This window comes from Faecalicatena sp., assembly GCF_058819085.1.
In genome coordinates this window covers 1-11,277 of record NZ_JBZUUL010000020.1, presented here as the reverse complement: position 1 = coordinate 11,277, position 11,277 = coordinate 1, and the positions used below count along the sequence as shown (strand labels likewise).

The 11,277-nt window shown below is 47.0% G+C and carries 9 protein-coding genes and 1 other RNA gene; 9 read left to right on the top strand and 1 reads right to left on the bottom strand.

Annotated features, from left to right (window positions below; all coding sequences use genetic code 11):
* The first annotated feature begins 82 nt into the window (after positions 1-82).
* On the top strand, positions 83-865 hold the full coding sequence (gene aroD / locus AC4OGX_RS10045; RefSeq protein WP_493330228.1) for a type I 3-dehydroquinate dehydratase: 783 nt from the start codon (positions 83-85) through the stop codon (positions 863-865).
* Between the two features lie 109 nt (positions 866-974).
* On the opposite strand, the gene ssrA is transcribed toward aroD, so the two are convergent.
* Positions 975-1,320: a transfer-messenger RNA gene (ssrA, locus tag AC4OGX_RS10040) on the bottom strand.
* Positions 1,321-1,509: 189 nt separating this feature from the next.
* Between ssrA and AC4OGX_RS10035 the strand changes: the two genes are divergently transcribed.
* The 8 genes from AC4OGX_RS10035 (at position 1,510) to hisF (ending at position 11,207) form a co-directional block, all read left to right on the top strand.
* A complete protein-coding gene (locus AC4OGX_RS10035) occupies positions 1,510-2,331 on the top strand; it encodes a zinc dependent phospholipase C family protein (protein ID WP_493330227.1) in 822 nt (273 codons plus the stop codon).
* Between the two features lie 93 nt (positions 2,332-2,424).
* On the top strand, positions 2,425-3,678 hold the full coding sequence (locus AC4OGX_RS10030; RefSeq protein WP_493330226.1) for an MFS transporter: 1,254 nt from the start codon (positions 2,425-2,427) through the stop codon (positions 3,676-3,678).
* Positions 3,679-3,717: 39 nt separating this feature from the next.
* On the top strand, positions 3,718-4,422 hold the full coding sequence (locus AC4OGX_RS10025; RefSeq protein ID WP_493330225.1) for an ABC transporter ATP-binding protein: 705 nt from the start codon (positions 3,718-3,720) through the stop codon (positions 4,420-4,422).
* A gap of 9 nt (positions 4,423-4,431) precedes the next feature.
* Entirely contained in the window at positions 4,432-7,518 is a 3,087-nt protein-coding gene (locus AC4OGX_RS10020) for an FtsX-like permease family protein (RefSeq protein WP_493330224.1), read from the top strand.
* Positions 7,519-7,633: 115 nt separating this feature from the next.
* Entirely contained in the window at positions 7,634-8,314 is a 681-nt protein-coding gene (locus AC4OGX_RS10015) for a response regulator transcription factor (RefSeq protein WP_493330222.1), read from the top strand.
* Complete coding sequence (locus tag AC4OGX_RS10010; RefSeq protein WP_493330220.1) at positions 8,311-9,822, top strand: sensor histidine kinase; 1,512 nt, start codon at positions 8,311-8,313, stop codon at positions 9,820-9,822. The genes AC4OGX_RS10015 and AC4OGX_RS10010 overlap by 4 nt, the downstream gene beginning before the upstream one ends.
* A gap of 3 nt (positions 9,823-9,825) precedes the next feature.
* Positions 9,826-10,434, top strand: coding sequence for an imidazole glycerol phosphate synthase subunit HisH (gene hisH, locus AC4OGX_RS10005; protein WP_493330219.1), 609 nt, complete (start codon positions 9,826-9,828; stop codon positions 10,432-10,434).
* An 11-nt stretch (positions 10,435-10,445) separates the two neighbouring features.
* Positions 10,446-11,207 (top strand): imidazole glycerol phosphate synthase subunit HisF, encoded by a 762-nt coding sequence (hisF, locus tag AC4OGX_RS10000; protein ID WP_493330218.1) that lies wholly within the window; start codon positions 10,446-10,448, stop codon positions 11,205-11,207.
* Positions 11,208-11,277: the final 70 nt, after the last annotated feature.

The window sequence follows — 11,277 nt, the reverse complement described above, 5'->3', positions numbered from 1 at the left end:
TGTCAAAGGGGATAAAAGTGATGGAAGATGTGGATAAGATCGTGAAGCAGGAATGAAATTGTGGATAAAAGGAGTTTTTTTTATGAATACAGTTAAAGTAAGAAATATAGAAATTGGTTCAGGAGTCCCGAAGATCTGTATTCCCATTGTAGGGATCACACAGGAAGAGGTACTAAAAGCAGCCCGGGAGATCAAAAAGCTGGACGCGGATGTAGTGGAATGGCGTGTGGATTGGTTTGAAGAGGTCTGGAATGGGGAGAAGATCCGGGAGACCTTACTGCAGCTCCGTAAAATACTGGAGGAGATCCCGCTTTTGTTTACCTTCCGTACCTTAAACGAGGGTGGGGAGAAGGCGGCTCAGGCAGAAGACTATGTGAACCTGAATCAGGCAGCAATAGAAACGGGCTGCATAGACCTTGTGGATGTGGAGCTGTTTACCGGGGATGAGGCTGTCAGAAAAATAGTCGAAAGGGCCCATGAACATGCAGTGGGGGTAGTCATGTCCAGCCATGATTTCCAGAAAACACCCAGCCGGGAGGAAATTGTTTCCCGGCTTATAAGGATGCAGCAGCTTGGCGCGGATATCCCGAAGATCGCTGTGATGCCCCGGTGTAAAAAGGATGTTCTGACACTACTTGCGGCAACAGAGGAAATGTCCTCTGAATATGCAGACCGGCCGATCATCACTATGTCCATGGCCTCTGACGGAATGATCAGCCGCCTGTGTGGAGAGGTGTTTGGATCTGCGCTGACCTTCGGGGCAGCTGGAAAAGCTTCTGCGCCGGGACAGATGGAGGCAGGGGATCTAAGGACCGTGCTGGATATACTTCATAAAGGTCTGGATCACACAGAGGTGGAGGATTAGAAGAAGGAAACCGGGTGCCGGTGTGATCTGGACTCAAGCGTGCCTAAAATTCTGTACAATATACAAATGGGGAAATACCTAATCTACAGGCATTTCCCCATTTTTTTAGTAGTGGACCTGGCGGGAATCGAACCCGCGTCCAAAAACCTATCCCATGTACTTCTACTATCATAGTTAGTTCTTTTTCATTCCCTCAAGCCGTACGGGAACTAACACCCTTACGGTTTCAGTAGCTTCATGATACGCCTACTGGCTCAAAGCTTTGCCAGTATCGTTTCCCGTATAGTCGGTGCCAGATCCTTAAGGTACGGGTACCCTAAGGCTGACATGCAGCATTTAGGCTGCAGCTAATTCGAAATTATCGTTAGCGTTTAATTTTAATTTTGCGATTTGACGCATCAGCCTGCGGATAGCTTCTCCATCTTCAAGATCCCTGTCGAAACCAGTACAAGCCCTTGATTGTTACTGCATATCTATTCTATATAAAAGAGAGTGTAAAGTCAAGGCAATCAGAAAAGTTTACATTTATTTCAAAATTTACTTAAATTTTTATATTATAGACTGGTTTCTTTACGTGATTTCTGTGATAATATATTTCATAAGAGGGGGAACATAAAAAATAAGAGGAAAAGAGGTTATGAACAATGCCAACTACATATGCACATTACAGATTCGGAAAAGATGTGATCAGTACTCTGCCCAGACCGCTCGAGACATCCGTCGAGAATAACAGGGCCTTGTTTGATATAGGACTGCATGGTCCGGATATTCTGTTTTATTATAAAGCACTTTCATCCAATCCGGTGAATGCGCAGGGGTATGCGCTCCACGATAAGATGGCGGATGAGTTTTTCAGAAATGCGGCAGAAGTGATCGAGAAATCAGAGAATCCGGCGGCGGCCAGAGCATATATGTATGGATTTATCTGTCACTTTGCGCTGGACAGTGAGTGCCATAAGTACATTGAGAAGATGATACAGGTGAGCGGGATCAGCCATTCAGAGATCGAGATGGAATTTGACCGGTACCTTTTGACAGAGGATCATATCAATCCCCTGACTTATCTGGGGACGAAGCATATTCATGCTGACATGGAGAATGCAAAGATCATCGCGCCCTTTTTTGAGGACATAACGCCGGAGACAATGAAGAGATCCTTAAGCTCCATGATCCTGTATCATAAGCTTATGATGGCGCCGACGAAAGCCAGAAGGAAGGTGCTTTTTATGGCAATGAAGGCTGCAGGGTGTTATGACTCTAAGCATGGAATGGTGATGAGTGAGGAACCAAATCCGGAATGTGAGAAGTACTGTCTGTTATTGAAAAAGCTTTATGCGGGGGCAGTGCCTCTGGCAGCAAGCCTGATCATTCAGTATCAGAAAGCGCTGTTTCAGAAAGCAGAACTTCCGATGCGGTTCCATGAGACATTTGGGGCAGGAGAAAACTGGGAGAAGCTGCCGTTGTAGAATTTTTTTAGTGCCATTTCCTGAGGCGGTGCACAGTGCCCGCCGGAGGTTATTGACAAATTTTCAGGATAGAGTGATCAGAGGGGGAATCTTATGAAATTTAAATTAACAGCTTTGGAGAAGAAATGGGTTTTGTATGACGTGGGAAATTCTGCGTTCACAATGTTGGTTGCCACGATATTTCCGATTTACTTTAATCATCTGGCGGACCAGGCGGGGATATCTTCCGTGAACTATCTGGCATACTGGGGGTATGCAACCTCGGTCTGTACCCTGCTGGTTGCGATCTTGGGGCCGATCCTGGGGGCCGTTGCGGATACAAGAAACTATAAGAAGGTCATCTTTTCTATTTTCCTGGGTATAGGTGTCATCGGCTGCGTCGTGTTGGGATTTTTATCCTCCTGGATCTGGTTTTTGGGAATTTTTATCCTGGCTAAGACCGGGTATTCCTCCAGCCTTATCTTCTATGATGCTATGCTGACGGATGTGACAGAACCAAAGAGGATGGATACCGTTTCATCCCAGGGATTTGCATGGGGATATATCGGAAGCTGTATTCCTTTTATAGCAAGTCTCGCCGTGGTGCTTGGAGGAGGAAAGCTGGGATTGGGAATGCAGGCTTCTATGGTGATCGCATTTTTGATCACGGGAATCTGGTGGCTTTTATCGGCAGTTCCGCTGCTTACCTCTTACAAACAGAAGTATTTTGTTGAGACAACGGGAAATGTGGTAAAGAGCAGCTTTGTACGTCTTGGGCATACGTTCCGTGATATTGCGAAGGAGAAGCATATTTTGATTTTCCTTCTTGCCTTTTTCTTCTATATAGATGGAGTATATACAGTCATTGACATGGCTACGGCTTATGGGCAGGCTTTGGGACTGGACAGTACAGGGCTTCTGCTGGCGCTGTTATTGACACAGATTGTGGCATTCCCATGCGTTCTTATTTTCAGCAGGCTGGCGAAGAAAATATCTTCAACTACGATCATCACGGTCTGTATCGCGGCATACTTAGGGATCGCGCTCTATGCATACGGGCTGGATACCCAGCTTGATTTCTGGATACTGGCAGTGCTTGTAGGAATGTTCCAGGGGACGATCCAGGCATTATCACGTTCCTATTTTGCAAAGATCATCCCAGCGGAAAAGTCAGGCGAATACTTTGGAATCTACGATATCTGCGGGAAAGGGGCATCCATATTCGGTACAGCATTTGTGTCTGTATTGAGCCAGCTCACTGGAAACGTGAATATCGGAGTCAGCGCATTGTCTGTTATGTTCCTGGCAGGATTACTTTTATTTAGGAAGGCTGTGAAAGCGAACCGGGAGTTTACGGACAGAACATAAATATGGGACAGAATTTTAAGACGGACGAGGAGATGCAGTATGGAAGATTTTGTGAAGCTAGAAGAGATCACAAAGATTTATAAAATGGGAGAAGTTGAGATCCGGGCCGTTGACGGGATCAACTTTGCAATCAAGAAGGGGGAATTGGTGGTCATAGTGGGCCCCAGCGGCGCGGGGAAGACCACAGTATTGAATATTCTGGGGGGGATGGATACTGCGACAGGCGGCAGGATTACTGTCGATGGCGCGGACATCACTGGTTTTAATGCACGGCAGCTGACGGGCTACCGGAGGAATGATATCGGTTTTGTATTTCAGTTTTACAATCTGGTCCCGAATCTGACGGCGCTGGAGAACGTAGAGCTTGCACTGCAGATCTGTAAGGATCCGCTGGATGCCAGGGAGGTATTGGAGGAAGTAGGGCTTGGTGACCGTCTGGATAATTTCCCGGCACAGCTCTCCGGCGGGGAGCAGCAGAGAGTTTCCATTGCCCGTGCGCTCGCCAAGAATCCAAAGCTTCTGCTCTGTGATGAGCCGACCGGGGCTTTGGATTATAATACAGGAAAGTCGATTCTTAAGCTGCTCCAGGACATGTGCCGGGAACGCGGCATGACAGTTATCATCATCACTCATAACTCAGCTCTTGCACCTATGGCAGACAGATTGATCAGGATCAAGAACGGAAAGGTATCCAATATGGAAGTCAATGAACATCCGGTTTCAATTGACGAAATAGAATGGTAGGGCAGGGATATGAGTAAAAAGGCGCTGAGAAAAGATTTTTATATGGAAATACGCCGCAGTCTGGGGCGTTTTCTTTCTATTTTTTTCATCGTTGCGATCGGAGTCGCATTCTTTTCGGGAATCCGTTCTGCGGAACCGGATATGCGGCTTTCAGGGGATGCATATTTTGATGAAAAGAATCTGATGGACATCAAGGTAGTCAGTACATTGGGACTGACAAAAGATGATGTGAAGGCAGTCGAAAAGGTGGACGGCATCAGGAAGGTGGAGCCAGGATATTCTGTGGATGCCTTATGCTCGGTTTATGACAGTAAAAAGGTCGTACATATCATGTCACTGCTTCCCTCCATGAATGAGGTGACAGTGGAGGAGGGGCGGCTTCCGGAGAATTCAAAGGAGTGTCTTGTGGATGTGGATTTCATGGTTTCCAGTGAATACAAGATCGGGGACAAGATCACATTCACATCAGGAACAGATGAGGATATCAGGGATACCTTGAAGACCGATACCTATACCATCGTAGGAACGGCCAGCAGCCCGTGCTACATCTCTTTCCACAGGGGCAGCAGTACGATAGGAACCGGTACGGTCAGTGGATTTATCAGTGTCCCTAAGAGCAGCTTTGATATGGATGTGTATACAGAGCTGTATGCGTCTGTAGACGGTGCAAAGAAGCTGACGGCATTTACCAAGGAATATGATGACCGGGTCGAAGATGTGATCGGGGAAGTGGAGAAGATCCGAAAGGACCGGGAAAATGCCAGGTATCAGGAGATCGTGGACGAGGCCAACGGTAAGCTGAATGATGCAAAGAAGGAACTTGAAGATGCCAAAGAGGAGGCCGGAAAGAAACTTGACGACGCGAAGGCAAAGCTGGATGACGGAAGGAAAAAGCTTGAGGATGCCAAGGCTGAGATATCAGACGGGTATGCCAGGTTAGAGGACTCCAGGAATCAGCTGAATGAAAAGCAGGCGGAAGTTGACCAGGGGTATGATGAGCTGAATGCCCAAATCGATACACTGAATGGAAAGATCGGAGAGATCAATCAGGCAAAAGAGCAGTACAGTGCTTTATCTGCAAGCGGGATGACTGATCCACAGACGCTTGGTACTTTGCAGGCTCTGGGGGAGGCGATCACTGCAGGGGAACAGCAGATCGAGGCGGCCCGTGCCCAGATCGAGGAGGCCAGGGCACAGCTGGATGCAGGACAGCAGCAGATCAATGACGGATGGGCTCAGGCAGAACAGGGCCAGAATGATCTTGACAATGCCCAGAGTGAGATCTCTTCGAAAGAGCAGGAACTCAATGATGCCCAAAAGGAATATGAAGATGCCAAGAAAGAGGCAGATACAAAGATCGCTGACGGAGAAAAGAAGATTAAGGATGCTGAGTATGACATCAGCAAGATAGAACATGCAAAATGGTACATCGATGACAGGAGCACACTGACTGAATATACAGGTTATGGGGATAATGCAGACCGTATGAAAGCGATCGGGGAAGTCTTTCCGGTATTGTTTTTCTTAGTCGCAGCGCTGATTAGCCTGACGACGATGACACGCATGGTGGAGGAGCAGAGGACACTGATCGGAACCCTCAAGGCACTTGGATATGAAAGACATTCGATCGCAGGCAAGTATTTAGGATATGCCTGTCTTGCGACTGTCAGCGGAAGTGTGGTGGGAGTTCTGATCGGAGAGAAGATTCTGCCCTACATTATCGTGACTGCCTATGGGATCATGTATCAGCATATGCATACGGTGAGGATACCGTATAATCTATTTTACGGACTGACAGCCTCACTTGCGGCGCTGGCATGCACACTGCTTGCTACGATTTTCTCCTGTTTCCGGGAGCTGCGGGAGCAGGCAGCAGAGCTGATGCGTCCGCCTGCACCAAAGCAGGGAAAAAGGGTTTTTCTGGAGCGTATCCCGTTTATCTGGCGCCGGTTAAGCTTTATCTGGAAGGCAACTGTGAGAAATCTGGTGCGCTATAAGAAACGTTTTTTCATGACGGTATTTGGAATCGGAGGATGCATGGCCCTTCTGCTTGTCGGCTTCGGGCTAAAGGATTCGATCTTTGATATTGGGGTGTTCCAATACAATGATATCCAGCTTTATGATGGGAATGTCATTCTGGATGAGGATGCATCGGCAGAGCAGAAACAGGAATCCTATGACAGGCTTTCTTTCGATAAACGGGTGGAAAGTACCGCAGTAAATCTTCTCCAGCAGGTAGAGGTCAGCAACGGGAAGATGAAAAAGGATGTGTTTCTGGATGTTCCGAAGGATGTCAAAGGGATTTACGAATTTATCGTATTTAAGGACCGCATAACAAAAGAAACCTATAAATTGACCGATAAAGGTGCGATCCTGACAGAGAAGATGGCCAAAACACTGGATGTAAAGGCCGGTGATACCATTACGATCAAAGATGATGAAAAGGGAGAGATCAAGGTCAGGATCGAGAGCATCTGTGAGAATTACATGGGCCATTATCTCTATATGACACCAGGCCTGTATGAAGAGCTGTATGGCAGGACGCCGGAATATAATTCGGTATACTATAAGATGAAGGACGGGGAAACTAACCAGCTGGAAAAGGTTGGAGAGTCTGTCCTGGAAACGAAGGGGGCCTTAAGCGTCAGCTATACCAATACACTTGTGGAGCAGTTAGATGATATGCTGGGAAGCCTGAACATCGTACTGGTTGTACTGGTGATCTCTGCAGGAATGCTTGCGTTTGTTGTACTCTACAATCTGAACAACATCAACATTACAGAGAGGCAGAGGGAACTGGCTACACTGAAGGTATTGGGATTTTATGACAATGAAGTTTCCGCATATGTGTACCGTGAAAACATCATCCTGACCGTGATAGGGGCCTTGTTTGGAATGCTTCTGGGCAGGATACTGCACCAGTTTGTCATTGTGACGGTAGAGATCGATTCTGTAATGTTCGGTAGAAATATCGACCTCAGCAGCTTTATCTACAGTTTTTTGATCACAATGGGATTTTCTTTCTTTGTAAATGCAGTTATGTACTTCAAGCTAAAGAGGATCAATATGGTGGAATCCCTGAAAAGTGTGGAATAAAGTGCTCAAAGCCGCGGAATTTCACAGTTTTGCCATATTTACCTGATATGATACAAAAAATAGATCAGAGTAATCATATAGATCAGAGTAATCATGCGGATAGGAGACGATTGGAATGGAGAAAGCTAAAATTTTAATTGTAGATGATGAGAGCAGGATGCGCAAGCTTGTGAAGGATTTTCTTACAAGAGAAGGATACACAGTACTGGAAGCCGGGGACGGCATGGAGGCCATGGATAGTTTTTATGCAGATAAGGACATTGCCCTCATCATCCTGGATGTGATGATGCCCAAGATGGATGGCTGGCAGGTGTGCCGGGAGGTGAGAGAACACTCTAAGGTGCCGATCATCATGCTTACTGCGCGTGCAGAGGAGAGGGATGAACTGCAGGGATTTGAGCTGGGCGTGGATGAGTATATTTCCAAGCCGTTCAGCCCGAAGATACTGGTGGCCAGAGTCGAGGCAATCCTGCGCAGGACTCAGGGGATGGAGGCATCGGATGTGATGGATGCAGGAGGCATCCTGATCGATAAGGCAGCGCATATCGTAAAGATCGACGATAAGACGATTGATCTCAGTTATAAAGAATTTGAACTTCTCTCTTATTTCGTGGAGAACCAGGGAATCGCACTTTCGAGAGAGAAGATTCTGAATAACGTATGGAATTATGACTATTTTGGGGATGCACGTACCATTGATACTCATGTCAAGAAGCTGCGCAGCAAGCTTGGGGACAAGGGCGAGTATATCAAGACGATCTGGGGGATGGGATATAAATTCGAGGTGGAAGCATGAAATATTCCATAAGACGGCAGATGGTGATTGTTTTTGTCGGTCTGATCATCTTCATTCTTGTATTGATGTTTGCGGCCAATACTGGTTTTTTGGAAGAATACTATATTGTGCATAAGCAGGCTGACCTGCTGGATATGTACAGTTCCATCGATACCGCACTTCAGAACGGCGATCTCAAAGAGGAATCGGTGACCAGTAAGCTGATGCGCCAGACAGAAAAAGGCAACTTGTCTGCGATCGTAATACAGCCGGACGGGAATTTCATTTTTTCAACGGAGCCGGATGCAGGCAATCCGCTTTATCTGAAACTTTTTGCATATATTTTTGACAAAAACCAGGATAAAGGAAAGCTGTTGAAAAGTACAGATTCCTATAAGATCTATAAGACAAAGGATTTTATGAATAGCACGGAATATCTGGAGATGTGGGGGAAGATGTCCGATGGGTGCATCTTCGTGATCAGGAGCCCGCTTGAGAGTATCCGTGAAAGTGCAGACCTGGCGAATAAATTTTTAGTGTATATGGGCGGGATTGCGATCCTGCTGGGAGGGCTTCTGGTCTGGTTTTTCTCGAGAAAGATCACGGATCCGATCAAAGAGCTGGCAGTGCTGTCACAGAGGATGGCTGATCTGGATTTTGACGCTAAGTATACAAGCGGCGGGGATAATGAAATAGGAGTGCTGGGCAGAAACTTTAATATTATGTCCCGGCGTCTGGAAAAGACAGTTTCTGAACTAAAGAGTGCGAATAACCGTCTTCAAAAGGATATCGAGCAGAAAGAAAAAATAGAGAATATGCGCAATGAATTCCTGGGAAATGTCTCCCACGAATTAAAGACACCGATCGCATTGATACAAGGCTATGCAGAAGGACTGAAAGAGGGAGTCAGTGACGACCCGGAAAGCCGTGAATTCTACTGCGATGTCATTATGGATGAGGCGGGAAAGATGAACCGGATGGTGAAGAACCTGCTGATTTTAAATCAGCTGGAATTCGGAGATGATGACACGGAATTCGAGAGGTTTGATATTGTAAGTCTGATACGCGGAGTGCTCTCAAGCTGCGAGATCCTGATCCAGCAGGCGGGCGCTACGGTGGATTTCATCGCGGACGAGAGCGTCTGTGTCTGGGCTGACGAATTTAAGACTGAGCAGGTTCTGCGCAATTACATCACCAATGCGATCCATCACGTGGAGAATGAAAAACGGATCGAGATCAGGGTCATTTCCAGGGAAGACAGGGTCAGGATTACCGTGTTCAACAGCGGGAAGCCAATCCCGGAAGAGGATCTTGCAAAACTATGGGACAAGTTCTATAAGGTAGATAAGGCTCATACCCGGGAATACGGAGGGAATGGGATCGGGCTTTCCATCGTGAAGGCCATCATGGAGTCCTTTCAACAGGAATACGGAGTCCGAAACTTTGAGAATGGAGTTGAATTCTGGTTTGAATTAGACGCTGGGACGGGAGAAAACTGCCCGGCAGAGGAAGAGAGAAATGAGGGTTAACAGATGATAGCGATTATTGATTATGATGCAGGTAACATCAGGAGTGTGGAAAAAGCACTTTTATCTCTGGGGCAGGAAGTCGTGATCACCGGGGATAGAGAAGTGATCTTAAGTGCAGACAAAGTCATCCTTCCGGGAGTCGGTGCGTTCGGTGATGCGATGGCAAATTTAAGAAGGACGGGGCTTGACCGTGTCATTCATGAGGTGGCAGCAAAGGGGACTCCATTTTTGGGAATCTGTCTGGGGCTGCAGCTTTTATTTGAGAGGAGTGATGAGACGCCGGGTGTAGAAGGCCTGGGGCTTTTGAAGGGTGAGATCCTCAGGATTCCAGATAAGGAGGGGCTTAAAATCCCTCATATGGGTTGGAACTCACTTCACCTGGAACAGGGAGGAAGGCTGTTTGAGGGCGTGCAGGAGCAGTCTTATGTTTATTTCGTGCATTCCTATTATCTGAAAGCGAAAGATGAGAGCATTGTAAAGGCATCTACAGAATACAGTACTCATATCCATGCATCCGTGGAGTCCGGGAATATATTTGCCTGCCAGTTCCATCCGGAGAAGAGCAGTGAAGCAGGCTTGAAGATATTGAAGAATTTTGTGGAACTTACATAGGAGGGAATGAGATGTTTACAAAAAGAATTATCCCATGTTTGGATGTGAATGCGGGCAGGGTCGTAAAAGGCGTGAATTTTGTGGATCTTAGGGACGCGGGGGATCCGGTCGAGATTGCCAAGGCATATGATAAGGCAGGGGCGGATGAACTGGTCTTTTTGGATATCACGGCATCCTCTGATGCAAGAGAGACGGTTGTGGATATGGTGCGCAGAGTGGCACAGTGTGTCTTCATTCCTTTCACGGTGGGAGGCGGAATCCGTACGGTCGAGGATTTCCGGGCTCTATTACGAGAAGGGGCGGATAAGATTTCTATCAACTCCTCTGCAATTAATACACCCCGGCTGATCCATGATGCCGCAGAAAAATTCGGAAGCCAGTGTGTTGTTGTGGCGATCGATGCAAAAAAGCGGGAAGATGGCAGCGGATGGAATATCTATAAGAACGGCGGCCGCATTGACGCAGGCATCGATGCCGTTGAATGGGCGAAAAAAGTGGAAAGCCTTGGGGCGGGAGAGATCCTGCTCACCAGTATGGACTGCGATGGTACGAAGGCAGGCTATGATCTGGAACTGACCCGCACAATAGCAGAGCATGTTTCAATTCCCGTAATCGCATCCGGCGGAGCAGGGAAGCTGGAACATTTCAAGGATGCCCTGACAACAGGAAAAGCGGATGCGGCACTTGCGGCCTCTTTGTTCCACTATAAAGAACTGGAGATCCGGGAAGTGAAAGAATACCTTCAAAAAGAAGGTATTTCCGTACGGTTATAGAAAGAATATAATAACTTCTCGGAATCTCAATAAATGAGATTCCCCCCGAAAATTGACAACTAAATATCGT